Source organism: Kitasatospora sp. NBC_01250, from assembly GCF_036226465.1.
GTDB lineage: Bacteria > Actinomycetota > Actinomycetes > Streptomycetales > Streptomycetaceae > Kitasatospora.
Genome location: NZ_CP108476.1, coordinates 3772264 through 3796501, shown reverse-complemented (window position 1 = coordinate 3796501; position 24238 = coordinate 3772264). Strand labels below are relative to the sequence as shown.

The following is a 24238-nucleotide window of genomic DNA, read 5'->3' as shown; positions in this document are numbered from 1 at the left end:
TCCCGCTCGGAAAGCGGCGGCGTCAAGAGCCCGGCAAGGAATTTCCGAAAGTTGCGGCAAGCCTTTGCTGCAAGGTGGCCACGGGGTCCGCCGCAGGTCGCGGCCGAATAGTGACGTTTGCGACCACTGGTGCGCAGGGGTCCATGCGGCAGAATCGTCCCCATGACCGAATCCGCCGGTACGCCCGACCCGGGCTCTGCCGCCCCCGCCGACGGGCCGAAGTACGCCGATCAAGTCTTCCGCTCGACTCCCGGCATCATCTCCGGCGTGCTGCTGCTCGCAGTGGCCGCCTGGCTCATCGTGGACGCCATGGTGAGCGGCAGCGGGAAGACCCCCTGGGTCGCGCTGGCCTGCGCCCCGCTTTTCGGGGCGCCGGTGATCGCCTACACCATCCGCCCCGTGGTGACCGCCGGGCTCGACCGGCTGGTGGTCCGCAACCCGCTGCGCACCCTCGTGGTGCCCTGGGCCTCGGTGCAGGGCCTGCGGGCCGCCTACTCGGCCGAGCTGACGGCCGAGGACAAGACGTACCAGCTGTGGGCGGTGCCGGTGTCGCTGCGCCAGCGCAAGAAGGCCAGCCGGCGGATCGAGGGCGGCGACCTGCGGCCCCGGACGTTCCAGATCGGCGGCGCCGGACAGTTCGGCTTCCGCGGGGCCAACGCCGTCCCCGGCGCACCCGACCAGAACCGGGCCTGGTCCGACCAGGTGGTCGACCTGCTGCGCGAGCTCGCGCAGACCAACGCCGTGCGGCCGACCGCCAAGGGCGAGGTCGAGGTGACCTGGTGCTGGTGGGTCATCGCGCCGACACTGGTGGGCCTGGTCGCGCTGGTGGCGCTGATCCTGGCCTGAGCCGGGCGCCCGAGAACGCCGCAGGGGCCTGCGACCGAAACCGGTCGCAGGCCCCTGCGGTACGTGCGCGGACGTGTGCCGGACGTCGCGGCTCAGATGCCGGCGGCCACGGCCATGGCCTGCTTCAGCGCGCCGAGCAGCTCGGCCGCCCGCTCGCGGGCGGCGGCCAGCTCGTCGGCCGAGCCGACCGGCAGCACGACCTCCAGGTAGCACTTCAGCTTCGGCTCGGTCCCGGAGGGGCGCACCACGATCCGCGCGCCGCGCACCGACTCGCCGGCCAGGTAGTACCGCAGGCCGTCGGTCGGCGGCAGCTCGGCCGAGCCGGCCGACAGGTCGTCGGCCCGGGTGACGGCCAGGCCCGCCAGCTCGGCCGGCGGCTGCTCGCGCAGCCGGCGCATCGCGGCGGCGATCAGCGACAGGTCCTCGACCCGGGCCGAGAGCTGGTCGGTGGCGTGCAGGCCGTGGGTCAGCGCCAGCTCGTCCAGCAGGTCGGACAGGGTGCGGCCGGTGGTCTTGAGCGAGGCGGCCAGCTCGGCGATCAGCAGGGCGGCGGTGACGCCGTCCTTGTCCCGCACGCCCTCGGGGTCGACGCAGTAGCCCAGCGCCTCCTCGTAGCCGTAGCGCAGGCCCTCGGCGCGGGCGATCCACTTGAAGCCGGTCAGCGTCTCCTGGTAGTCCAGCCCGGCCGCCGCGGCGATCTCGCCGAGCAGGGTGGCGGAGACGATCGTGGTGGCGAAGGTACCCCGGACGCCCTTGGCGACCAGCGCGGCACCCAGCAGCGCGCCGACCTCGTCGCCGCGCAGCATCCGCCAGCCGGCGGCGTCGGTGGCGTCCGGGACCGCCACCGCGCAGCGGTCGGCGTCCGGGTCGTTGGCGATCACCAGGTCGGGAGCGGTGGCGGCGGCGGCCTTGAAGGCCAGGTCCATCGCGCCGGGCTCCTCCGGGTTGGGGAAGGCCACGGTCGGGAAGTCCGGGTCCGGGTCGCCCTGCTCGGCCACCACGGTCGGGGCGGGGAAGCCGGCCCGCTCGAAGGCGGCCAGCAGGGTGTCCCGGCCGACACCGTGCATCGGGGTGTAGACGACGGACAGGTCGCGCGGGCCCTGCGGGTCCACCACGGTGACGGCACGCGCCAGGTAGGCGTCCAGCACGTCCTCGCCGAGCACCTGCCAGCCGGCGTCCGCGTCGGTGGCGAGCGGGACGTCGGCGAGCGAGGCCACCGCGTCGATCTCGGCGGCGATCGAGGCGTCGGCGGGCGGCACGATCTGCGAGCCGTCGCCCAGGTAGACCTTGTAGCCGTTGTCGCGCGGCGGGTTGTGGCTGGCCGTGACCATCACACCGGCCGCGGCGCCCAGGTGGCGGATCGCGAAGGCGAGCACCGGGGTGGGCAGCGGGCGCGGCAGCACCGCGGCGCGCAGGCCCGCGCCGACCATCACCGCGGCGGTGTCCCGGGCGAAGTCGTAGGACTTGTGGCGGGCGTCGTAGCCGATCACCACGAGGTCGCCCGCGTTCGTAGCGCGCAGGTAGCCGGCCAGCCCGGCGGCGGCGCGCATCACCACGGCGCGGTTCATCCGCATCGGGCCGGCGCCCAGCTCGCCCCGCAGCCCGGCGGTGCCGAACTGGAGCCGGTCGGCGAACCGCTCGGCCAGCTCGGCCAGGGCGGGCTCCTCGCCCTGGTCCGCGGCGGCCAGCAGCGCGGCCAGCTCCTCGCGGGTCTCGGCGTCGGGGTCCTCGGCCAGCCACTGGCGGGCACGGGCGAGGAGGTCGGTGGTGCTTTCCTGGGCCATGGGTCGCCTGCTCCGGTATCGGGTAGGGGTCGCTGTGACGTGCAAGAGGGTCACGAGGGGCCGCTGTGGGGGCCCTCAGGACAAGGATCGGCCCGGGTGCTCAGAAGCGGGAAGGGAGCGCCCGGGCCGGGGTACTGCGGGTGGGGCCGGGTCCGTGGCGGGACCGGCTCATCGTCGAGCCGGTCCGGGTGGCCGCGGACCCGGTGGGTCCGATCCGCGCGGGATCAGATCCGCTCGAGGACCTTCGCCAGCAGGCTGCCCATGCGCTCGGCGGAGGCCTTGCCGGCCTCCAGCACCTCGGCGTGGTTCAGCGGCTCGCCGGTCATGCCCGCGGCCAGGTTGGTGACCAGCGAGATGCCGAGCACCTCGGCGCCGGCCTCGCGGGCGGCGATCGCCTCCAGCGTGGTCGACATGCCGACCAGCTCGCCGCCGATCACCCGGGCCATGTTGACCTCGGCCGGGGTCTCGTAGTGCGGGCCGCGGAACTGGACGTAGACGGCCTCGTCCAGGCTCGGGTCCACCTCGCGGCACAGCTCGCGCAGGCGCTTGGAGTAGAGGTCGGTGAGGTCGACGAAGTTGGCGCCGACGATCGGGGAGTCCGCGGTCAGGTTGATGTGGTCGCTGATCAGCACGGGCTGGCCGGGGACCCAGCCCTGGCGCAGGCCGCCACAGCCGTTGGTCAGCACGATGGTCCGGCAGCCGGCCGCGGCGGCGGTGCGCACGCCGTGCACCACGGTGGCCACGCCGTGACCCTCGTAGTAGTGGTTGCGGCCGAGGAAGATCAGGGCGCGCTTGTCGCCGATCTTCACCGAGCGGATCGTGCCGGCGTGACCGGCGACGGCGGGGGCGGGGAAGCCCGGGAGGTCGGTGACCGGGAACTCGGCCACCGGCTCGCCCAGGGCGTCGGCCGCCGGCACCCAGCCGGAGCCCATCACCAGGGCGACGTCGTGGCGCTCGGCACCGGTGAGCTCGCGCAGGCGGGCAGCGGCGGCCTGGGCGGCGGCGTAGGGGTCGGCGGACACGGCGGTCTGAGGAGAAGCATTCACATGCCCGAGGATAGACAAGAAATGCCTACGCGCGTAGAACCAGCCGCCATGCCTTGCCGGATCGTTACCGGGATCACCGGAAAACACCAGTTGGGGCGGGTTCGGCGGGCCGGGTTTCGGAGGAACCGCCAGTGGTCGAACGACCCTCTCGCCGGGCCGGTGGGAAAAGCGCCGGTCAGCAGGGGCGGTGGCGCAGCGACAGCACGTAGTCGTCCGGCGCCCCGGCGCTCTCCGCGGCGTCCGCGATCAGCCCCAGGTACCGGGCGGCCGGCAGCCCGCCCTCGTAGTCGTTGAGCACGTACGTCCAGACCGGCACCTCGCCGTCCAGGGTGTGGGCGCGCAGCCGGATCTTGCGGTAGATGCCCAGCTGGAGGCCCTCCCAGCGGTCCAGGCCGTCCTCGTCCATCGGGGCCACGTCGTAGAGCGAGACGAAGACCTGGTCCTTCTCGTCCTCCACCACCGTGGCCAGCGAGCCCTCCCAGCCCAGCTGCTCGCCGCCGAAGGTCAGCCGCCACCCGTCCAGCCAGCCGGTTCCGCGCAGCGGGGAGTGCGGGGCGCGCCGGCTCATCTGCCGGGCGTCGAGGTTCGTGGCGTACGCGGCGTAGAGCGACATGGGCGTCAGCCTACGGGAGTTGACGGGTGGATCAAGGCCCGGTCGGCGGCCCGCGGAACCGCCGTACCCGCACCGCCCGCTGTGCCGCTCGTCACACCGTCTGCGTGATGCGCACAAATCAACGGCCCCCTGCTCGCGCCGGACGCGGCGTGCGGGACAATGGTGCACGTGACTCGGATCGTGATCATCGGTGGCGGACCCGGCGGATACGAGGCGGCCCTGGTGGCGGCCCAGCTCGGGGCGGAGGTGACCGTCGTCGATCGCGACGGTCTGGGCGGATCGGCGGTCCTCACCGACTGCGTCCCGTCCAAGACCCTGATCGCGACGGCCGAGGTGATGACCGGCTTCGACGCCTCCTACCAGGAGCTCGGCATCAACCTCGCCTGCGACGACCGCGACGGCGACGGCGAGCGGCGCGCGATCAGCGTCGACCTCGGCAAGGTCAACCGACGGGTCAAGCGCCTGGCGATCGCCCAGTCGCACGACATCACCCAGGCCGTCACCCGGGCCGGCGTCACCGTGCTGCGCGGCAAGGGCCGGCTCGGCTCCGGCGGCCAGGCGGCCGACGGCTCCCGCGAGGTCGTGGTGGAGGCCGCCGACGGCAGCACCCAGACCGTGCGGGCCGACGCCGTGCTGATCTCCACCGGCGTGCACCCGCGCCAGGCGCCCGACGCCAAGCCGGACGGCGAGCGGATCCTCAACTGGACCCAGGTCTACGACCTGGAGGAGCTGCCCCGCGAGCTGATCGTGGTCGGCTCCGGCGTGACCGGCGCCGAGTTCGCCGGTGCCTACCAGGCGCTCGGCTCCCGGGTCACCCTGGTCTCCAGCCGCGACCGGGTGCTGCCCGGCGAGGACCCGGACGCCGCCGAGGTGCTGGAGGACGTCTTCCGCCGCCGCGGCATGAACGTGATGAGCCGCCAGCGCGCCGAGGGCGCCAAGCGGGTCGGCGACCGGGTCGAGGTCACCCTCTCCAGCGGCGAGGTGATCAGCGGCACGCACTGCCTGATGGCGATCGGCTCGATCCCCAACACCGCGGACATGGGCCTGGAGGAGGCCGGGGTCAAGCTCAACGAGTGGGGCCAGGTCGTGGTGGACCGCGTCTCGCGCACCACCGCCCCCGGCGTCTACGCGGCCGGCGACTGCACCGGCGTCTTCATGCTGGCCTCGGTCGCGGCCATGCAGGGCCGGATCGCGATGTACCACGCGCTGGGCGACGCGGTGCAGCCGCTGAACCTCAAGACGGTCGCCTCCAACGTCTTCACCGACCCGGAGATCGCCACCGTCGGCTACACCGCCGCGGACGTCAAGTGCGGGAAGATGGACGCCGTCGAGGTCAAGCTGCCGCTGCGGGGCAACCCGCGGGCCAAGATGCAGGGCATCAGGGACGGCTTCGTGAAGCTCTTCTGCCGCCCCGGCACCGGCATCGTGGTGGGCGGTGTGGTGGTGGCCCCGCGCGCCAGCGAACTGATTCACTCGATCTCGTTGGCCGTGGACAACAACTTGACGGTCGAGCAGGTGGCGGGTGCTTTCACCGTCTACCCCTCGCTGTCCGGATCCACCGCCGAGGCCGCCCGCCAGCTGCACATTCGCAAGCGGGCAGAGAGCGAATCCTGACCCCGTCACCCGTACGCGCGAGCTCTTCGCCCTGCCGGCGGAGAGTACGCGGGGGTGCGGCGGCGCGAATTGTACGGTCGTGCGCCGCCCGAAGGTGAGCAGTTCCTGTTACTAGTGGCAAACGCCTGAAAGCAGACGGTCAGGAGAGTTACCGTCGGTTCTGTGTTTGCAGCAGAACGTCGCCAGTTGATCCTCGAAATGGTGCGGGCCAACGGAGCCGTGTCGCTCCGCGAGTTGGCCCGCGTCGTCCAGACCTCCGAAGTGACCGTCCGTCGAGACGTCCGGGCGCTGGAGGCCGAAGGGCTGCTCGACCGCCGACACGGCGGCGCGGTGCTCCCCGGAGGCTTCAGCCGAGAACCGGGCTACCCCCAGAAGACCCACCTCGCCGCCGCCGAGAAGAGCGCGATCGCGGACCTCGCGGCCACGCTCGTCGAGGAGGGGGACGCGGTGGTGATCGGCGCCGGGACCACCACCCAGGAGCTGGCCCGCCGACTCGCCCGGGTTCCGGGCCTGACGGTGGTCACCAACTCCTTGCTGGTCGCCCAGGCGCTCGCGCACGCCAACCGGGTGGAGGTGGTAATGACCGGGGGGACACTGCGGGGCTCCAACTACGCGCTGGTCGGCAGCGGTGCCGAGCAGTCGCTGCACGGGTTGCGGGTCTCCAAGGCCTTCATCTCCGGCAGCGGCCTGACCGCCGAGCGCGGCCTGTCCACCACCAACATGCTCTCCGCGAGCGTGGACCGGGCCTTGGTGCAGTCGGCCGCGGAGGTGATCGTGCTGGCCGACCACACCAAGCTCGGCACCGACACGATGTTCCAGACGGTGCCGACCGACGCGATCACCCGCCTGGTGACCGACGAGCACGCCGCCGGCCACGACCCCACCGCCCGGGAGCTGGACGCGCTCGCCGACTGCGGGGTGCAGATCGCCATCGCCCCGCTGGGCCTGGCCGCCGAGCCACCGGGCCACCCGGGCCCCGAGCGCCATCCGCAGCAGCAGCCCCCGGGCGCCGCGCGGCGGGCGGCGGGGGCCCCGAGCGCCGCCGCCCCGCTGCCCGGTCAGCGTCGCCCCGGCACCCACGGCGGTCCGCCGCCCGGCCATCTGCCACCGCGCCTCGCGGGAGCCAGATAGCCGTGTGGCCCGCCGGTTGACGGACAACCAGCGGGCCACCGTGGGAGCGGGGACTCAGCCCCTGATCCCGGTCAGTCCTTGATCTCGCAGAGCGCCGCGCCACTGCTCACGCTCGCGCCCACCTCGGCCTTGAGGCCCACGATGGTGCCCGCCTTGTGCGCGTTGAGCGGCTGCTCCATCTTCATCGCCTCCAGCACGACGATCAGCTCGCCCTCGGCGACCTGCTGACCCTCGGTGACGGCGACCTTGACGATGGTGCCCTGCATCGGCGAGGCGAGGGTGTCACCGCTGACCGCGGCACCCGCCTTCTTGACGCCCACCCGGCGCTTGGCCTTGCCCGCGGCAGCCGCACCGGCGGCCGGCGCGGAGCCGACCCCGAGCGAGGCGGGCAGCGAGACCTCGATCCGCTTGCCGCCGACCTCGACCACCACGGTCTCCCGGCCGTCCGGCTCCTCGCCGTCGGCCGCGCCGCCCGCGAACGGCGGGATGGTGTTGTTGAACTCGGTCTCGATCCAGCGGGTGTAGATCGTGAACGGGCCCTCGGACCCGTGCGTCTCCGGCGCGAACGCCGGGTCCGCCACCACAGCCTGGTGGAACGGGATGGCGGTGGCCATGCCCTCGACCTTGAACTCGGCCAGCGCGCGCCGGGCCCGCTCCAGGGCCTGCTTGCGGTCCCGGCCGGTGACGATCAGCTTGGCCAGCAGCGAGTCCCAGGCCGGGCCGATCACCGAGCCGGACTCGACACCCGCGTCGAGGCGCACCCCCGGGCCGGACGGCGGCGCGAAGAGCGTCACCGTGCCGGGCGCGGGCAGGAAGTTGCGGCCCGGGTCCTCGCCGTTGATCCGGAACTCGAAGGAGTGCGCGCGGATCTCGGGGTCGTCGTAGCCGAGCTCCTCGCCGTCCGCGATCCGGAACATCTCGCGGACCAGGTCGATGCCGGTGACCTCCTCGGTCACCGGGTGCTCGACCTGCAGGCGGGTGTTGACCTCCAGGAAGGAGATCAGCCCGTCCTGCGAGACCAGGAACTCGCAGGTCCCGGCACCGACGTAGCCGGCCTCGCGCAGGATCGCCTTGGACGCCCGGTACAGCTCGGCGTTCTGCTCCTCGGTGAGGAACGGCGCGGGCGCCTCCTCGACCAGCTTCTGGTGGCGGCGCTGCAGCGAGCAGTCACGGGTGGAGACGACCACCACGTTGCCGTGCTGGTCGGCCAGGCACTGGGTCTCGACGTGCCGCGGGTTGTCCAGGTAGCGCTCCACGAAGCACTCGCCGCGCCCGAAGGCGGCGACCGCCTCGCGCACCGCGGACTCGAACAGCTCCGGGATCTCCTCCAGCGTGCGGGCGACCTTCAGGCCGCGCCCGCCACCGCCGAAGGCCGCCTTGATGGCGACCGGCAGGCCGTGCTCGGTCGCGAAGGCGACCACCTCGTCGGGCCCGGCGACCGGGTCCGGGGTGCCGGCGACCAGCGGCGCACCGGCCCGCTGGGCCACGTGCCGGGCGGTGACCTTGTCACCGAGGTCGCGGATGGCCTGCGGCGGCGGGCCGATCCAGATCAGTCCTGCGTCGAGCACGGCCTGGGCGAAGTCGGCGTTCTCCGACAGGAAGCCGTAGCCGGGGTGGACGGCGTCCGCACCCGAGTCGGCAGCTGCCTTGAGGACCTTGGCGATGTCCAGGTAACTGGTCGCGGGGGTGTCGCCGCCGAGAGCGTAGGCCTCGTCGGCCGCGCGGACGTGCAGCGCGTCCCGGTCGGGCTCGGCGTAGACGGCGACGCTGGCGATACCGGCGTCCGAGCAGGCCCTGGCGACGCGGACGGCGATTTCCCCGCGGTTGGCGATGAGCACCTTGCGCACTGTGGCTCCCTTCTTGAACCTCGATGGAGTTTAGGGATGATGAGGCGGTACCGGCGAGTAGCCCCTGGTGGTGAGCTTGCCCACACGGAGCGTGACGCACATCGTGATCATGTGCGCACGCAGCGGGAGAGCCGCAGGTGGCAACGGTACGCCGAGTGGCTGTGAACGGGCTCGACCGGTCCCGGATCGGGGGCCGGCGGCCGTGGCCTTCGCCACAGTGCCGGCCTCACGCGGTACTTCCGGGGCTCGGTACGGGTGTGGGGGCGGGCGCACGCGGTGCGGGTGCGGTCGGCGGCGCGGTCGCGGCGGCGGTGACGTCGGCGACCAGTTCGACCACGTCCGGGCCGTACTTGACCGGGTTGACGACCCGCAGCATCAGGGCGAACGAGCCGTGCGCACCGTGACGGCCCATCAGCAGGCGCTGGTTGGCCACCAGATAGCGCACCGCCGCGTGATTGGCTATCGCCACCTGGCCGGCGATCAGGAAGACCGGCCGTCCGCCGCCGCCCGTGTCGAGCCTGGCCAGCAGGACGTAACTGTGGCCCGGGGTCTCCTCGGTGCTGCGCTCCAGCACGAACTCCTGCTCGCCCACCAGGATCGCGCCCAGGATGCCCGGCTCGTAGCTGAACCGCACCCCCGGCAGCCGCCAGTTCAGGTGGGCGACCGTGCGCTCGTTGCTGCTCGGCCCGCCGAGGCAGAACTCGGCCTTGTGGCCCAGCCCCTGGCGGACCTCGTCGTGCGCCACCACCTCGGGCCGCGCGCTGCAGGCGTTGACCAGCACGGCCAGCTCCATCAGCGCGCTCACGTCGTCCCGGTGCACGCTGGTCGCCTTCGGGCTGCCGGAGTGGCGGTTGACCACCAGCAGGCACTCGGTGCCGGCGGGCATCCCGAAGAACGCGCGGCTGCGCTCCAGCCGGCGCCGGCGGCGCAGCGACTGGGCGAGCCAGCCCGCGCCCGCGCCGATGGCGCTGGTGAGCAGGCCGAGCACGATGTTGAGCAGCATGTCCCGCATCGCGCCCCCTCCCCGTCGGCCGTTCCCCGCCCAAGCGCGGCGCCAGCCTAGCGGGACGAGGAGCCCGTGGCCCAGAGATCGGTGATCCGCACCTGAAGATCGGCGAGCAGGGTGCGCAGCAGCGGCAGCGACAGCCCGATCACATTGCCCGGGTCACCCTCGATGCCCGCCACGAACGGCGCCGAGCGGCCGTCCAGGGTGAACGCCCCGGCCACGTGCAGCGGCTCGCCGCTGGCCACGTAGGCCTCGATCTCGGCGTCGTCGGGCTCGGCGAAGTGCACGGTGGTGGACGCGGTGGCGGAGACCCGGCGCCCGTTCGCGGTGTCGATCACGCAGTGCCCGGTCTGCAGCACCCCGCTGCGCCCGCGCATCGCGTGCCAGCGGGCGAGCGCCTCGGTGGCGTCGGCGGGCTTGCCGAGCGCCTGCCCGTCCAGTTCGAGCACCGAGTCGCAGCCGATCACCAGCTCGCCGCCGGTCAGCTCGCCGGCCACCGCCGCCGCCTTGGCCTCGGCGAGCACCAGGGCGAGCTCGGCGGGCGTGGGGGCGTGCAGCGCGTCCTCGTCCACGCCGCTGACGATCACGCGCGGGTCCAGCCCGGCTTGGCGCAGCAGCCCGAGCCGGGCGGGGGAGGCGGAGGCGAGCACGAGGATGCGGCGATCGGTCATGCGGGCCAGCCTAGGGCCTGCCCTCGCGGGCAGGCCCCAGGCAGTGTCCGGCTTCGGCGGCTCAGCCGCCGGCCCAGCCCGAGGTGCGCCAGGCGTGGCTGCCGGGGCGCGGGGTGGTGCGGATGCGGCGGGCGGGGTCGGTCCACGGGGAGGCCGGGCCGCTCGCGCGGCGGGTCGCCTCGGCGGCGGCCTGCGCGGCGGCCCGGGCTTGGACCACCGCCAGGACGGTGGCCAGCTCCTCGGGGGTCGGCTGCCCGTGCAGCACCTGGATGGGGGGCATCATCGGGTCCTTTCCGAGCACAATCGTCGTAGGCCGCAGGGGCCCTACAGAGGGATGTTGCCGTGCTTCTTGGGCGGCAGCACCTCGCGCTTGCCGCGCAGGGCCCGCAGTCCGCGCACGATGTGCTTGCGGGTGTCGGAGGGGGCGATCACCGCGTCCACGTAGCCGCGCTCGGCGGCCAGGTACGGGTTGAGCAGCGTCTCCTCGTACTCGGCGACGAGTTCCGCGCGGCGGGCATCGACGTCCGCGCCCGCCGCGGCGGCCTCGGACAGCTCGCGCCGGTAGACGATGTTGGCCGCGCCCTGTGCGCCCATCACGGCGATCTGGGCGGTGGGCCAGGCGAGGTTGAGGTCGGCGCCCAGGTGCTTGGAGCCCATCACGTCGTAGGCGCCGCCGAAGGCCTTGCGGGTGATCACGGTGATCAGCGGGACGGTGGCCTCGGCGTAGGCGTAGATCAGCTTGGCGCCGCGCCGGATGATGCCGTCCCACTCCTGGCCGGTGCCGGGCAGGAAGCCGGGCACGTCGACGAAGGTGAGCACCGGGATGTTGAAGCTGTCGCAGGTCCGCACGAAGCGCGCGGCCTTCTCGCTGGCGGCGATGTCCAGGCAGCCGGCCAGGTCCAGCGGCTGGTTGCCGACCACGCCCACCGGCTGGCCCTCGACCCGGCCGAAGCCGGTGATGATGTTGCGCGCGTACAGCGGCTGGGTCTCCAGGAACTCGCCGTCGTCCAGCACGTGTTCGATCACGGTGTGCATGTCGTACGGCTGGTTCGCCGAGTCCGGCACGATCACGTCGAGTTCGAGGTCCTGCTCGGAGACGGTGAGATCCGCCTCCTCGGGGAACCCGGGCGGGTCGGAGAGGTTGTTGGAGGGCAGGTACGACAGCAGGCTCTTGACGTACTCGATCGCCTCCTTCTCGTCCGCGGCCAGGTAGTGCGCGTTGCCGGACTTGGTGTTGTGCGAGCGGGCGCCGCCCAGCTCCTCCATGCCGACGTCCTCGCCGGTGACGGTCTTGATCACGTCCGGTCCGGTGATGAACATGTGCGAGGTCTGGTCGGCCATGACCACGAAGTCGGTGATCGCGGGGGAGTAGACCGCGCCGCCCGCGCACGGGCCCAGGATCAGCGAGATCTGCGGGATCACACCGGAGGCGTGCACGTTGCGGCGGAAGATCTCGCCGTACAGGCCGAGCGAGACCACGCCCTCCTGGATCCGCGCGCCGCCGGAGTCGTTGATGCCGATCACCGGGCAGCCGGTCTTCAGCGCGAAGTCCATCACCTTGACGATCTTCTCGCCGAACACCTCGCCGAGCGAGCCGCCGAAGACGGTGAAGTCCTGGGCGAAGACGGCGACCTGACGGCCGTCCACGGTGCCGTAGCCGGTCACCACGCCGTCGCCGTACGGCCGGCTCTTCTGCTGGCCGAAATTGGTCGAGCGGTGCCGGGCGAACTCGTCGAACTCCACGAAGGAGTCCTCGTCGAGCAGTTCGAGGACGCGCTCACGAGCCGTCAGCTTGCCCTTGGCGTGCTGCTTCTCGACCGCGGCGGCGGAGCCGGAGTGCACCGCCTCGTCGATCCTGCGGCGCAGGTCGGCGAGCTTGCCGGCGGTGCTGTGGGGGTCCAGCGAGGGGTCGGTGGGCACGTCGGTCATCCCGTGGAGTTCCTCACGTGAAAGGCGCGTTGGAGGTTGGCGGGGCAGTGCGGGCGACAGGGTGCCGTACTACCGTCGGGTAGCGTAGCCAGCCTCCCGCTCCTCGCGTTATGGCCAGCGACACAGTGTGTTAATCAGCGTTTCTGGTGGACGATGGGTCGGCCTACGGCTCGGCGCGGGCTCGCCCCTACGCTAGGCCCATGACCGAGCCAGATCGTCCCCGTCGCAGCGGACTGCGTGGTTTCGGCCACGCCGGACCCTCCCCCTGGACCGACCTAGAGCGCCCGCCGCTGGACGCCGCCGTCCTGCGGCACGACCTGCTGGTGCCCGGCGGCCTGTGGACGGCGCTCGACGTGGTCGAGGAGACCGGCTCCACCAACAACGACCTCACCGCCCGCGCCAAGGACGGCGCCGCCGAGGGCGCGGTGCTGATCGCCGAGCGGCAGAGCGCCGGGCGCGGCCGGCTGGACCGGCAGTGGAGCGCGCCGGCCCGCTCCGGGCTCTTCCTGTCCATGCTGCTGCGCCCCACCGTGCCCCGGGAGCGGCTGGGCTGGCTGCCGATCCTGGTCGGCGTCTCGGCGGCGGCCACGGTCGGCCGGGTGGCCGGGGTCCAGGTCGGCCTGAAATGGCCCAACGACCTGCAGGCCGAGGTGGCGGGCGAGGAGCGCAAGATCGGCGGCATCCTCACCGAGCTGACCGGCGAGGCGGTGGTCGCGGGCCTGGGCCTGAACGTCACGCTGCGCCAGGAGGAGCTGCCGGTGCCCACCGCCGCCTCGCTCGCGCTGGCCGGCGCCGAGGTCACCGACCGCGCCACGCTGCTGCGCACGCTGCTGCGCGAGTTCGCCGAGCTGTACGGCGAGTGGCAGGCGGCCTCCGGCGACCCGCAGGCCAGCGGACTGCTGCCGGCCTACACCGCGCGCTGCACCACGCTGGGCCGCCAGGTGCTGGTGCAGCTGCCCGGCGAGCGCGAACTGCGCGGCGAGGCGGTGGCGCTGGACGCCGACGGACGTCTGGTGGTGCGCACCCCGGACGGGGCTCGCCAGGCGGTCGGCGCGGGGGACGTGGTGCACGTGCGCCCGGAGCCGCGCACCTCCTGACACCCCGCCGACCACCGGTGCGCCACCCGTGCGCCGCCCGTCAGGGGCCGGTTGGTCGGCTGCGGATGCCCCGGATCCAGCGATTCCGTGCGACCATTCCACCTGGCATCAGTGTGAGGCGCGCCACGTCCGAGGGATCGCGGGGCGCCGCGGGCTGGGTAGGACATTCGACGGCAAGTGCGGCGACCGCACGGGGACGGACCGGTGGCAGACGACGACGGCGGGCTCGCGCCGAAGGACAGCGCGCGCGACGGCGGTGGGCCCGAGGAGCCCGACCACACCGTCGCGCTCGATCTGGAGGAGCTGATCCTGGGGGCGCCGCGCCGCTACACGCCCTATCAGGCGGCCCGCACCGCCGAGGTGCCGATGGAGCTGGCCACCCGGTTCTGGCGGGCCATGGGGTTCCCCGACATCGGCCAGCAGCGGGCGCTCAACGACGGTGACGTGATCGCGCTGCGCCGGCTGGCGGGCCTGGTGGAGTCCGGCCTGATCAACGAGGCGATGGCGATCCAGGTGGCCCGCTCCACCGGCCAGACCACCGCCCGGCTGGCGGGCTGGCAGATGGACACCTTCCTGGAGAACCTCACCCAGGCCGCCGAGCCCGGACTGACCCGGGCCGAGGTGGCGTACCCGCTGGTCGAGCTGCTGCTGCCGGAGCTGGAGCAGTTCCTGATCTACGTCTGGCGGCGGCAACTGGCCGCCGTCACCGGCCGGGTGGTGCAGGCCGCCGAGGACACCGAGATGACCAGCGGCCGGCTCGCGGTGGGCTTCGCCGACCTGGTCGGCTTCACCCGGCTCTCCCGGCGCCTGGAGGAGGAGGAGCTGGGCTCGCTGGTGGAGACCTTCGAGTCCACCTGCGCCGACCTGATCGCCGGCCAGGGCGGGCGGCTGATCAAGACCCTGGGCGACGAGATCCTCTTCGTCTCCGAGGATCCGGTGACCGCGGCCGAGATCGCGCTGAGCCTGGTGGAGACGCTCACCGGCGAGGAGAACATGCCCGCGCTGCGGGTCGGGATGGCCTTCGGCACGGTCACCTCCCGGATGGGCGACGTCTTCGGCACCACGGTCAACCTGGCGAGCCGGCTGACCTCGATCGCGCAGCGCGACGCGGTGCTGCTCGACGGCGAGTTCGCCACCGCGCTGGAGCAGGCGGGGGCGGCGCTGCGCGGCGCCGCGGACGGCACGGGCAGCGCGCAGGCGCAGCTGGCGGACGCGCTCGCCGCGCACTCCGGGGCGCCGCTGGGCTCGCTGGGGCGGGCGTCGGGGCAGGGGGGCGGTCCGCGGTTCCAGCTGCAGGCGATGTGGCGGCGGCCGGTGCGCGGGCTCGGGCTGGTCGAGCCCTGGCTGCTCACCCGGCGGACCAGGCCGGTCCGCTAGGCCGCCGGTCGGCCCGCGCCTATACCCGTTTTCGGGTCGCTGCGTGCGCCTGATGCGGAGATTTCCGCCTTTTCTGGCAAACCGGGCATAACCTCGGCAAACGCCCCTAGTCTGGTCCCGAACGCGGAGTTCCGGACCGAAGCGGCAGGGGTGAACGTGGGCGGTGCGCAGGTGATGGCGGAGCTCGGAGACACCGGCGGGCTCGGTGCCGGGCCCGAGCCGGCGGCAGCCCCCGGCCTCCCGGACCCCGCCCTCCAGACCCCCGGCCTGGACCGGCGGCTGCAGGCCGTGGTCGAGCTGGCCCAGGACATGGCCGGTGCGCAGAGCGCGCTGGAGGCGGTGCGGGCCGCCGCCGAACGGGCCACCAGCGCGCTCGGTGCCACCATGGCCGCCGTCTCGGTCTGGGACCGCGAGTCGGGCCGGCTGCGGGTGCTGGTCAACCACGGTGAACTGGCCGCCGGCGAGGAGGAGATCCCGGAGGACGAGTCCTACCCGGTGGCCGACTACCCGGAGATCGTCAGCTTCCTGGAGGAGCGCGGCGGCGCCGGGCGGCTGCCCAGGGCCTGGGTGCAGACGGCGGAGGAGCAGACCCCCACCGGGCCCGCCGGCTACGGCGCCCACGCCCACCCGGAGGCCGGGGCGTTCTGCCAGCAGCGCGCCGCCGGACTGCGCCGGCGCGGGCGGTCCTGCTGCCTGGTCGCCCCGATCGTGCTGCACGGCCAGGTCTGGGGCGAGCTCTACCTGGCCCGCGGCCTGGGCCTGCCGGTCTTCACCGAGGCGGACGCGCAGTACGCCACGCTGCTGGCCGCGCAGATCTCCGCCGGCCTGGCGCAGACCGAGCGGCTGGCCGACCTGCGCCGGCTGGCCTTCACCGACCCGCTGACCGGGCTGGCCAACCGGCGCGCGGTGGACGCCCGGCTGGAGAGCGCGCTGGCCAACCACAACCGCGACAACACCGTGGTCACCCTGATGGTCTGCGACGTCAACGGCCTCAAGCGGATCAACGACCGGCTCGGCCACGAGGTCGGTGACCGGCTGCTGGAACGTTTCGCCGGACAGCTCTCGCTGGCCGGTGCCAAGCTGCCCGGCTCGCTCGCCGCCCGGCTCGGCGGGGACGAGTTCTGCCTGCTGGTGGAGGGCCAGAAGGCGGACGAGGTGGTCGCGGTGGCCGAGGAGCTCTGCACCAGGGCGCTGCAGCTGGCCGACGGCGAGGGAGTGGCCTGCGGGATCGCCTCCACCGGCGACTCGATCGGCCCGGTCTCCACCTCGGACCGGCTCTTCCGGCTCGCGGACGCCGCTCAGTACCGGGCCAAGGCGGCGCGGGCCGCGCGCCCGGTGGTGGCCGGGCGCAGCCACGGACCCGGCCTGGCCCCCGACCCCACCGTGCTGCTGGCCGACGCCGCCGACCCGCACCGCCGCAGCTCCGACGCCCGCGGCCGGGTGGGCGGCGGACGCGGCCCGCACGGCGACCGCCGCCGCTTCCGCGGCGCCGCGCACAGTGCCGACCCCGGGCAGCTGATCAGCGTGGTGCTGGCCGCCCTCGACCAGGAGGGCGGGCCGCGCGCGCACCACCCGGCCGACACCCTGGGGCGGCTGGCCACCGTCGCCGAGGCGGCGGCCCGGCTGCTGAACGCGGTGGCCTGGTGGATCTCCTACGTGCCGCCCGGCTCCCGGCTGATGCACACCACCCGGCACGCCGTCTACCGGCTGACCAGCGGCCCGGGCGAGCGCGCGGTCGGCACGCTGACCCCCGGCGCGGCCCGCCGGGCGGCGGACCTGCGGGCCCGGGTGGAGGCCCCGGACGCGGTCTTCGACCTGACGCACTACCCGCTCACCGCCCGCGCGGTGCGCGGCGGCAGCTTCGCGCTGCGCACCGGCGCGGCGGGCAACGACCCGGCCGAGGAGGCGGTGCTGGTGGTGGGCGGCTACCGGGGCATGGTGGCGGCCGGGGGCGCCAACCCGGCCGGCGGCTGGCTGGTCGAGCTCTTCGCCGACGACGCCACGCTGCCGCTGGGTCAGATCGCCCCGGCGCTGCGCGCGCTGGTCGCGGTGGCGCTGGCGGGTCCGGCCTCGCCGCCGCCGGGCTGACCGGTCCTTCGTTCCGACCCTCTCCTGATCCTGTGCCCGGCGCTGTGCCCTGCGCCGGGTCAGTCGGTGAGCACCCGGTCCGCGCGGGTGTAGACGTTCGCGCCCTCGCCGCGCAGGAAGCCGACCAGGGTGAGCCCCAGCTCCTCGGCCAGGTCGGCCGCCAGCGAGGACGGCGCCGAGACGGCCGCGAGCAGCGGCAGCCCGGCCAGCGCCGCCTTCTGGGTGAGCTCGAACGAGGCCCGGCCGCTGACCAGCAGCAGGTGCCCGGTGAGCGGCAGCCGGTCCTCGCGCAGTGCCCAGCCGATCACCTTGTCGACCGCGTTGTGCCGCCCCACGTCCTCGCGCGCGCAGAGCAGTTCGCCGGCCGCCGTGAAGAGTCCGGCCGCGTGCAGGCCGCCGGTGGAGTCGAAGGCGCGCTGGGCGGCGCGCAGCGCGTCGGGCAGCCGGTAGAGCAGTTCGGGGCGCACGGTCAGCGGGTCGTCGCCGGGCTTGAAGCGCACCTGGGTGCGCACCGCCTCCACCGTGTCGCGCCCGCACAGGCCGCAGGCGCTGGTGGTCAGCAGGTTGCGCTGCGCGGAGAGCGGGGGCGCGTCCGGCTCGCGCACGGTCGCGTCCACGACGTTGTACGTGTTGGCGCCGGCCTCGTCCGTCCCCGCGCAGTAGCGCAGCGCGGTGAGCTGCTCGCGGCGGTGCAGCAGCCCCTCGCCGACCAGGAAGCCGGCCACCAGGTCGAAGTCGTGCCCCGGGGTGCGCATGGTGACGGTCAGCGGCTGGCCACCGACCCGTATCTCCAGCGGCTCCTCCGCCGCCAGCGCGTCGGGGCGGGGGGTGCGCTCGGTCCCGCGCAGTCGCACCACGCGCCGTCGTGCCGTCGCCCGCGTCATCTGGCCCCGCCTCTCCTGACCATCCCTGCCGGAGCGGCCCCTGTCGGCATACCCCCGGGGCCCACCCTCCGGTGTTCACCCTCCAGCATGAGGCATGCGGGCTTTCGGCCGCGCAACGGTTGTCATATCTTCATTCAGCTGATCTGATAGTGCATATGGATATGCACAGTGCTCCGGCCGCCGACGCGCCGCTTGTTCAGGTCGGCAAGGCCGACGTCACCGCCGAGGACGTGCTGGCTGTGGCACGCGGCAATGCCCGGGTCGAGATCGGACCCGACGCGCTGGCCGAGATGGCCGCCTCCCGTGCCCGGATCGACGCGCTGGCCGCCGAGCCGCGCCCGGTCTACGGCGTCTCCACCGGCTTCGGCGCCCTCGCGGTGCGCCACATCAGCCCCGAACTCCGCGCCCAGCTGCAGCGTTCGCTGGTCCGCTCGCACGCGGCCGGCATGGGCCCGGTCGTCGAGCGCGAGGTCACCCGCGCGCTGATGTTCCTGCGGATGAAGACCCTGGCCTCCGGCCGCACCGGCGTGCGCCCGCTGGTCGCCGAGACGATGGCCGCGATCCTCAACGCCGGCATCACCCCCGTGGTGCGCGAGTTCGGCTCGCTCGGCTGTTCCGGCGACCTCGCCCCGCTCTCGCACTGCGCGCTGGTGCTGATGGGCGAGGGCCTGGCGTACGGCCCGGACGGCGCCGAGCACGATGCCGGCGAGCTGCTCGCCGCCGCCGGGATCACCCCGGTCGAGCTGCTGGAGAAGGAGGGCCTGGCCCTCATCAACGGCACCGACGGCATGCTCGGCATGCTGGTGATGGCGATCGCCGACCTGTCCCGGCTCTTCACCACCGCCGACATCACCGCCGCGATGAGCCTGGAGGCGCTGCTCGGCACCGAGAAGGTGCTGGCCCCCGAGCTGCACGGCCCGATCCGTCCGCACCCGGGCCAGGCGCTGAGCGCCGCCAACATGCTGGCCGTGCTCCAGGGCTCGGGCCTCACCGGTCACCACCACGAGGACGCGCCGCGGGTCCAGGACGCCTACTCGATCCGCTGCGCCCCGCAGGTGGCCGGCGCCGGCCGCGACACCCTGGCGCACGCCCGTACGGTCGCCGAGCGCGAGCTGGCCGCCTCGGTCGACAACCCGGTGGTGCTGCCGGACGGCCGGGTGGAGTCCAACGGCAACTTCCACGGCGCCCCGGTCGCCTATGTGCTGGACTTCCTGGCCATCGCCGCTGCCGACCTGGGCTCGATCTCCGAGCGCCGCACCGACCGGCTGCTCGACAAGAGCCGCTCGCACGGCCTGCCGGCCTTCCTGGCCGACGACCCGGGCGTGGACTCCGGTCTGATGATCGCCCAGTACACCCAGGCGGCCCTGGTCAGCGAGAACAAGCGGCTCGCCGTCCCCGCCTCGGTGGACTCGATCCCCTCCTCGGCCATGCAGGAGGACCACGTCTCGATGGGCTGGTCGGCCGCCCGCAAGCTGCGTCAGGCCGTGGACAACCTCGGCCGGATCCTGGCCGTCGAGCTGACCGCCTCGGCCCGCGCGCTGGAGATCCGCATCGCCGACGGCGACGTGCAGTCGGCGCCGGCCACCGCCGCCGCGCTCGCCGCCGCCCGCGAGGCCGGTGTCGGCGGCGCGGGCCGGGACCGGTTCCTGGCGCCCGACCTGGCCGCGGCCGAGGCGCTGGTCGCCTCCGGCGCGCTGGTCGAGGCCGTCGAGCAGGTCACCGGTCCGCTGGCCTGAGGCACCGCCGGGCAGTGAGTGGGCCTCAGGCCCACTCGCTGCGGGTGCTGCTCAGGCGGCGCTGCTCCTCGCGGGCCTGCTCGTGGCGGCCGGCGAGGGCCGCGGCGAAGTTGACGCCCACGATGCCCGCCCAGGTGGCGAGCATGCCCGGCAGGCCCGCGGCGGAGCCGATCCCGGTCAGCGGGATCGCGAAGACCAGCGACATGACCGACAGTCTGGTGCTGTTGCCGGCGGCCCAGCCGCGCCGGGCGCCCGGGCGGTCGAAGCGCTGCTCGGCGCGGGAGGCCGGGCCCAGGTCCGCCAGCCGCTCGGCCACCCGCTGCTCGACCCGGGCGTCCAGCCGCGCGTCGACCCGGGAGAGGAAGGAGTCGATGAGCGCCGACTCGTACTCGGGGCCCAGTTCCTTGCGGGTCTGCAGAGCGGCGTCCAGATCGGCCCGGAACTCCGAGGGGCGACTGTCGTGGCGAGGATCCATGAGGACCAGCCTGCGCGCCGCGGCCACGCGAGGTCCAGCCGGCGGGAGGGCTCTCAGGGGGAAATCAGGGTGACCCTGAGAGCGGGCATCCCGGACAACGAGACACCATTGCCCTGGCGTCGTACCTGCTGCACAGTACGTCGACCGCCGCACCTGCCGTAAGTACGCCGAAAGGGACGCACCATGAGGACCAACGCCGAGTCGTCCCCCGCGCCGTCCGCCCGGCTGCTGGAGCTCTTCGACGGCCACCGGCTCACCCCCACGCAGCGCCGGATCGCGCACGCGCTGGTGCGGCACGCCGCGGAGGCGCCGTTCCTGTCCAGCGTCGAGGTGGCCGAGCTGGCCGGGGTCAGCCAGCCCTCGGTCACCCGGTTCGCGGTCGCGCTCGGCTACGACGGCTACCCGGCGCTGCGCAAGCGGCTGCGCGACCTCGGCGTGGGCGAGCCGGCCGCGCCCGAGACCCCGGCCGAGGTGGTGCGCAACGAGCACCAGCAGGCGGTGCTCGCCGAGATCGCCCACCTGCGCCACCTCGCGGAGCTGCTGGCCGACCCGGAGCCGATCGTGCGCGCCGCCCGGCTGCTGGCCGCCTCCCGCCCGCTGCCGGTGCTCGGCCTGCGGGCCGCCTCCGCCCAGGCGCGCGGCTTCGCCTACTTCGCCGCCAAGGTGCACCCGGACATCCGCCTGCTGGACGAGGGCGGCAGCATGCTCGCCGACCGGATCGAGCAGGCCGCGGCGGCCGGCGCCTCGGCGTTCCTCTGCTTCGCACTGCCGCGCTACCCGCGCGAGCTGATGGACGCGCTCACCGTGGCGCGGGGCTGCGGGCTGACCGTGCTGACCGTCGCCGACAGCGCCTTCGCGCCGGTGGCGGAGCTCTCCGACCTGCTGCTGCCCGCCGAGGTCGGCACCGGCCTGGTCTTCGACACCGCGTGCGCGCCGATGGTGCTGGGGCGGGTGCTGCTGCAGAGCATGTGCGACGAACTGCCCGGTGCCGAAGCCCGATTGGAGTCGATCGAGCAGTCGGCGGCAGCCCGCGGACTGTTCCTGGAGTAGCACCGGAGCAGGAGTAGCGCGCCCTGGACCGGGCATCCCCATAGAGGGTCCGCCGGTAGGGGGCCGGCGTCGCGACGCCCGGACTCTCGCCTGGACGGTTCTCCTCAGTCGCCGATGCTCCGCATGGACTCCTTCGTCGGCACCGCCCAGACTCGGCCCACTGCGGACATCAGCCGCTGACGCGGCGGGCGCTCCTTCACCCGGCCCCCTACCGGCGGACCACCTGTCAGGACGAACGGGGGTGTCCGCCATGCGCGTGATCCACGAGATGAGACCGGTCGGCAGACTCGCTTCGGGGGCCGAGGAGTGGGCCTGCCCCAGCTGTGGCCGCCGGGTGGCGCTCGGCCCGCCCGGACCGGGCCTGCGGGTGCTGGAGCCGGGCGACGAGTCCGCCGTCCACATCGGCCTGACCGACCCCGCCCCGCCCGGCGGTTCCACCGCCGAGCGCTACGGTCTGGGCCCGGTCCAGGAGATCCCCCGCCCGCCGTCCCTGCCCATGCTCCCGGTCGACGCCCCGGCCGAATCCCCCGAGACGGCCGCACGCGACCGTGCCTGGCTCGCCGAGATCGGCATCGACTGGGACGGCGACGCGGCGGCGTGAGGGGGCGTCAGTTGCCGTAGCGGGGGAAGGCAGTGGTGCTCAGCTCGCCGGTAAGCGGCGCGGGCAGCGGGACGGGCTCGCCGTAAGTGCCGTGCAGCACGCCCTGGTAGGCGCCGTCACGGGGGTGACTGTAGAGCGTCCACGTGCCGTTGCGCGGGTCGACGGCGAGCAGGAGGGCGACGGCGGCGATGGCGTACCAGCGGGTCTTGTCCGCGATGCCGCGGGCCCGTTCCGAGCCCGAAATGACCTCGACCGCGAGAGTCACGTCGCGCGGATCCGCCAGCCAGGAGTCGTCACGGTCCCAGTCCGTCGGCAGCACGATCAGATCCGGTGTCGCATAGTCCTCGTGGTCATCGGGCATCGCGATCGAGGAGACCTCGTACATGTCGGTGCCAGAGGGCAGCAGCGGGTCGAGCTGGCGGCGCAGAAGCCGGATCACGCCCGCGTGCTTGCCCTGTGGAGGGGGAGACATGACCAGGACCCCTCCGATGATCTGTACCCGGAGGCCGGTGCTCTTCTCGATCTGCTCGGCCGCCTCGCGAAGCCGGCCGGGCCGCACGGTGATCGCTGCCGTCACGGTGTCCTCCACTGCTGAGTGGATGGGCCGAGTGGCTGGTGTTCGCCAGGTCCAGAGTAGCGCCCGGCGGCTGGGAAGTTCGGGGCTGATCAGATGTGTGCGGGGTCTGGCCGCAGCTTGAATGATTGGATATATTCAGTGTGCTAGATCCTGAATGAATCCATCCGCAAGGAGGCCGGCAGCATGGCGGAGCAGCAGACGAGTGGCCCGCGCGAGGTGCGTGCGGCGCGTGGGACGAAGCTCAGCACCCAGGGGTGGCAGCAGGAGGCCGCCCTGCGGATGCTGATGAACAACCTCGACCCCGAGGTGGCCGAGCACCCCTCCAAGCTGGTCGTCTACGGCGGCACCGGCAAGGCCGCGCGTGACTGGCGCTCGTACGACGCGATGGTCCGCACGCTGCAGACGCTCAAGCAGGACGAGACCATGCTGGTCCAGTCCGGCCGTCCGGTCGGCGTGATGCAGACCCACGAGTGGGCGCCGCGGGTGCTGATCGCCAACTCCAACCTGGTCGGCGACTGGGCCAACTGGGAGGAGTTCCGCCGGCTGGAGAGCCTGGGGCTCACCATGTACGGGCAGATGACCGCCGGTTCGTGGATCTACATCGGTACCCAGGGCATCCTGCAGGGCACCTACGAGACCTTCGCCGCCGTCGCCGCCAAGAAGTTCGACGACACCCTGGCGGGCACCATCACGCTGACCGCGGGTCTGGGCGGCATGGGTGGCGCCCAGCCGCTGGCCGTCACCATGAACGGCGGCGTGGCGATCTGCATCGACTGCGACCCGTCCCGGATCGCGCGCCGGATCGAGCACCGCTACCTGGACGTCGAGGCCAAGAACCTCAGCCACGCGCTGGAGCTGGCCACCGCCGCCCGCGACAAGAAGCAGCCGCTCTCGATCGGCCTGCTGGGCAACGCCGCCGAGCTGTTCCCGCAGCTGCTCGCGATGGACGCGCCGATCGACATCGTCACCGACCAGACCAGCGCGCACGACCCGCTGAGCTACCTGCCGATCGGCGTCGCCTTCGACGACATGGCCGACTACGCGGCGCGCGAGCCCGCCGAGTTCACCACCCGCTCGCGCGAGTCGATGGCCAAGCACGTGGAGGCCATGGTCGGCTTCCAGGACAAGGGCGCCGAGGTCTTCGACTACGGCAACTCGATCCGCGGCGAGGCCCAGCTGGCCGGCTACAAGCGGGCGTTCGAGTTCCCCGGCTTCGTGCCGGCCTACATCCGCCCGCTCTTCTGCGAGGGCAAGGGCCCCTTCCGCTGGGCCGCCCTCTCCGGCGACCCGCAGGACATCGCCAAGACCGACAAGGCCGTGCTCGACCTGTTCCCGGAGAACGAGTCGCTGCACCGCTGGATCAAGATGGCCCAGGAGAAGGTGCACTTCCAGGGCCTGCCGGCGCGGATCTGCTGGCTCGGCTACGGCGAGCGCGACAAGGCCGGCGAGCGCTTCAACGACATGGTCGCCAGCGGCGAGCTGTCCGCCCCGATCGTGATCGGCCGCGACCACCTGGACTGCGGCTCGGTGGCCTCGCCCTACCGCGAGACCGAGGCGATGCTGGACGGCTCCGACGCGATCGCCGACTGGCCGCTGCTCAACGCCATGGTCAACGTGGCCTCCGGCGCCTCGTGGGTCTCCATCCACCACGGCGGCGGCGTCGGCATCGGCCGCTCGATCCACGCCGGTCAGGTCACGGTCGCCGACGGCACCAAGCTGGCCGGCGAGAAGATCCGCCGGGTGCTCACCAACGACCCGGGCATGGGCGTGATCCGGCACGTGGACGCCGGCTACGACCGTGCGGACGAGGTCGCCGCCGAGCGCGGTGTCCGCATCCCGATGGGTGAGCTGTGACCCTCGGGTTCC

20 protein-coding genes and 1 pseudogene are annotated in these 24238 nt (G+C 73.4%); 10 read left to right on the top strand and 11 right to left on the bottom strand.

Annotation, left to right across the window (positions count from 1 at the left end; all coding sequences use genetic code 11):
• Positions 1–162 precede the first annotated feature (162 nt).
• The gene (locus OG500_RS15425) at positions 163–846 is read left to right on the top strand and encodes a PH domain-containing protein (protein ID WP_327067252.1); all 684 of its coding nucleotides are present in this window, start codon (positions 163–165) and stop codon (positions 844–846) included.
• Between the two features lie 92 nt (positions 847–938).
• Here the strand turns inward: OG500_RS15425 and OG500_RS15420 are convergent, their stop codons facing one another.
• The 3 genes from OG500_RS15420 to OG500_RS15410 all read right to left on the bottom strand — a co-directional run bounded on the left by OG500_RS15420 (position 939) and on the right by OG500_RS15410 (position 4289).
• Entirely contained in the window at positions 939–2630 is a 1692-nt protein-coding gene (locus OG500_RS15420) for a phospho-sugar mutase (RefSeq protein WP_327067251.1), read from the bottom strand.
• A 224-nt stretch (positions 2631–2854) separates the two neighbouring features.
• Positions 2855–3676, bottom strand: a complete 822-nt coding sequence (locus OG500_RS15415) for a purine-nucleoside phosphorylase (protein ID WP_327067250.1) — start codon at positions 3674–3676, stop codon at positions 2855–2857.
• 175 nt (positions 3677–3851) lie between these two features.
• Complete coding sequence (locus tag OG500_RS15410; protein WP_327067249.1) at positions 3852–4289, bottom strand: gamma-glutamylcyclotransferase; 438 nt, start codon at positions 4287–4289, stop codon at positions 3852–3854.
• A 159-nt stretch (positions 4290–4448) separates the two neighbouring features.
• On the opposite strand from OG500_RS15410, the gene OG500_RS15405 reads away from it, so the two are divergent.
• Both OG500_RS15405 and OG500_RS15400 read left to right on the top strand, forming a co-directional pair.
• Positions 4449–5903: an NAD(P)H-quinone dehydrogenase gene (locus OG500_RS15405; RefSeq protein ID WP_327067248.1), complete on the top strand. Its 1455-nt coding sequence runs from the start codon at positions 4449–4451 to the stop codon at positions 5901–5903.
• A 198-nt stretch (positions 5904–6101) separates the two neighbouring features.
• Positions 6102–7034: a DeoR/GlpR family DNA-binding transcription regulator gene (locus OG500_RS15400; protein WP_442789333.1), complete on the top strand. Its 933-nt coding sequence runs from the start codon at positions 6102–6104 to the stop codon at positions 7032–7034.
• 71 nt (positions 7035–7105) lie between these two features.
• Here the strand turns inward: OG500_RS15400 and OG500_RS15395 are convergent, their stop codons facing one another.
• The 5 genes from OG500_RS15395 to OG500_RS15375 form a co-directional block, all read right to left on the bottom strand.
• Positions 7106–8881: an acetyl/propionyl/methylcrotonyl-CoA carboxylase subunit alpha gene (locus tag OG500_RS15395; RefSeq protein WP_329580703.1), complete on the bottom strand. Its 1776-nt coding sequence runs from the start codon at positions 8879–8881 to the stop codon at positions 7106–7108.
• Between the two features lie 226 nt (positions 8882–9107).
• A complete protein-coding gene (locus tag OG500_RS15390; RefSeq protein WP_329580699.1) occupies positions 9108–9893 on the bottom strand; it encodes a hypothetical protein in 786 nt (261 codons plus the stop codon).
• Positions 9894–9940: 47 nt separating this feature from the next.
• Positions 9941–10558 (bottom strand): nucleoside triphosphate pyrophosphatase, encoded by a 618-nt coding sequence (locus tag OG500_RS15385; protein WP_327067244.1) that lies wholly within the window; start codon positions 10556–10558, stop codon positions 9941–9943.
• Positions 10559–10619: 61 nt separating this feature from the next.
• Positions 10620–10841 carry an acyl-CoA carboxylase subunit epsilon gene (locus OG500_RS15380; protein WP_327067243.1) on the bottom strand — a complete coding sequence of 74 codons (222 nt, stop codon included), beginning with the start codon at positions 10839–10841 and terminating at the stop codon, positions 10620–10622.
• A 41-nt stretch (positions 10842–10882) separates the two neighbouring features.
• Positions 10883–12487, bottom strand: coding sequence for an acyl-CoA carboxylase subunit beta (locus tag OG500_RS15375; RefSeq protein ID WP_327067242.1), 1605 nt, complete (start codon positions 12485–12487; stop codon positions 10883–10885).
• Between the two features lie 200 nt (positions 12488–12687).
• Here OG500_RS15375 and OG500_RS15370 point away from each other — a divergent pair, with 200 nt between their 5' ends.
• The 3 genes and pseudogenes from OG500_RS15370 to OG500_RS15360 form a co-directional block, all read left to right on the top strand.
• On the top strand, positions 12688–13584 hold the full coding sequence (locus OG500_RS15370) for a biotin--[acetyl-CoA-carboxylase] ligase (RefSeq protein ID WP_327067241.1): 897 nt from the start codon (positions 12688–12690) through the stop codon (positions 13582–13584).
• A 204-nt stretch (positions 13585–13788) separates the two neighbouring features.
• On the top strand, positions 13789–14961 hold the full coding sequence (locus OG500_RS15365; protein WP_327067240.1) for an adenylate/guanylate cyclase domain-containing protein: 1173 nt from the start codon (positions 13789–13791) through the stop codon (positions 14959–14961).
• A gap of 309 nt (positions 14962–15270) precedes the next feature.
• Positions 15271–16449, top strand: a pseudogene (locus OG500_RS15360) (diguanylate cyclase domain-containing protein); the annotation flags it as partial.
• Between the two features lie 659 nt (positions 16450–17108).
• Here the strand turns inward: OG500_RS15360 and fdhD are convergent.
• Positions 17109–17933, bottom strand: a complete 825-nt coding sequence (gene fdhD / locus OG500_RS15355; RefSeq protein WP_329580694.1) for a formate dehydrogenase accessory sulfurtransferase FdhD — start codon at positions 17931–17933, stop codon at positions 17109–17111.
• 161 nt (positions 17934–18094) lie between these two features.
• Between fdhD and hutH the strand changes: the two genes are divergently transcribed.
• Complete coding sequence (hutH, locus tag OG500_RS15350) at positions 18095–19669, top strand: histidine ammonia-lyase (RefSeq protein ID WP_327071573.1); 1575 nt, start codon at positions 18095–18097, stop codon at positions 19667–19669.
• Positions 19670–19694: 25 nt separating this feature from the next.
• Here the strand turns inward: hutH and OG500_RS15345 are convergent, their stop codons facing one another.
• On the bottom strand, positions 19695–20144 hold the full coding sequence (locus OG500_RS15345) for a hypothetical protein (RefSeq protein ID WP_327067238.1): 450 nt from the start codon (positions 20142–20144) through the stop codon (positions 19695–19697).
• A 183-nt stretch (positions 20145–20327) separates the two neighbouring features.
• On the opposite strand from OG500_RS15345, the gene OG500_RS15340 reads away from it, so the two are divergent.
• Entirely contained in the window at positions 20328–21194 is an 867-nt protein-coding gene (locus tag OG500_RS15340; protein WP_327067237.1) for a MurR/RpiR family transcriptional regulator, read from the top strand.
• Positions 21195–21435: 241 nt separating this feature from the next.
• Positions 21436–21795 (top strand): hypothetical protein, encoded by a 360-nt coding sequence (locus OG500_RS15335; protein ID WP_327067236.1) that lies wholly within the window; start codon positions 21436–21438, stop codon positions 21793–21795.
• Positions 21796–21802: 7 nt separating this feature from the next.
• Here the strand turns inward: OG500_RS15335 and OG500_RS15330 are convergent, their stop codons facing one another.
• Positions 21803–22372: a Uma2 family endonuclease gene (locus OG500_RS15330; RefSeq protein ID WP_329580690.1), complete on the bottom strand. Its 570-nt coding sequence runs from the start codon at positions 22370–22372 to the stop codon at positions 21803–21805.
• Positions 22373–22555: 183 nt separating this feature from the next.
• On the opposite strand from OG500_RS15330, the gene hutU reads away from it, so the two are divergent.
• Positions 22556–24226: a urocanate hydratase gene (hutU, locus tag OG500_RS15325; protein WP_327067234.1), complete on the top strand. Its 1671-nt coding sequence runs from the start codon at positions 22556–22558 to the stop codon at positions 24224–24226.
• Positions 24227–24238 lie beyond the last annotated feature (12 nt).

Coding starts and splice junctions, on each gene's coding strand:
- OG500_RS15345 (WP_327067238.1), bottom strand. CDS start 20,144: ATGGATCCTCGCCACGACAGTCGCCCCTCGGAGTTCCGGGCCGATCTG.
- OG500_RS15385 (WP_327067244.1), bottom strand. CDS start 10,558: ATGACCGATCGCCGCATCCTCGTGCTCGCCTCCGCCTCCCCCGCCCGG.
- OG500_RS15420 (WP_327067251.1), bottom strand. CDS start 2,630: ATGGCCCAGGAAAGCACCACCGACCTCCTCGCCCGTGCCCGCCAGTGG.
- OG500_RS15380 (WP_327067243.1), bottom strand. CDS start 10,841: ATGATGCCCCCCATCCAGGTGCTGCACGGGCAGCCGACCCCCGAGGAG.
- hutU (WP_327067234.1), top strand. CDS start 22,556: ATGGCGGAGCAGCAGACGAGTGGCCCGCGCGAGGTGCGTGCGGCGCGT.
- OG500_RS15400 (WP_442789333.1), top strand. CDS start 6,102: ATGGTGCGGGCCAACGGAGCCGTGTCGCTCCGCGAGTTGGCCCGCGTC.
- OG500_RS15410 (WP_327067249.1), bottom strand. CDS start 4,289: ATGTCGCTCTACGCCGCGTACGCCACGAACCTCGACGCCCGGCAGATG.
- OG500_RS15375 (WP_327067242.1), bottom strand. CDS start 12,487: ATGACCGACGTGCCCACCGACCCCTCGCTGGACCCCCACAGCACCGCC.
- OG500_RS15425 (WP_327067252.1), top strand. CDS start 163: ATGACCGAATCCGCCGGTACGCCCGACCCGGGCTCTGCCGCCCCCGCC.
- OG500_RS15370 (WP_327067241.1), top strand. CDS start 12,688: ATGACCGAGCCAGATCGTCCCCGTCGCAGCGGACTGCGTGGTTTCGGC.
- OG500_RS15340 (WP_327067237.1), top strand. CDS start 20,328: ATGAGGACCAACGCCGAGTCGTCCCCCGCGCCGTCCGCCCGGCTGCTG.
- OG500_RS15390 (WP_329580699.1), bottom strand. CDS start 9,893: ATGCGGGACATGCTGCTCAACATCGTGCTCGGCCTGCTCACCAGCGCC.
- hutH (WP_327071573.1), top strand. CDS start 18,095: ATGCACAGTGCTCCGGCCGCCGACGCGCCGCTTGTTCAGGTCGGCAAG.
- OG500_RS15405 (WP_327067248.1), top strand. CDS start 4,449: ATGGTGCACGTGACTCGGATCGTGATCATCGGTGGCGGACCCGGCGGA.
- fdhD (WP_329580694.1), bottom strand. CDS start 17,933: ATGACGCGGGCGACGGCACGACGGCGCGTGGTGCGACTGCGCGGGACC.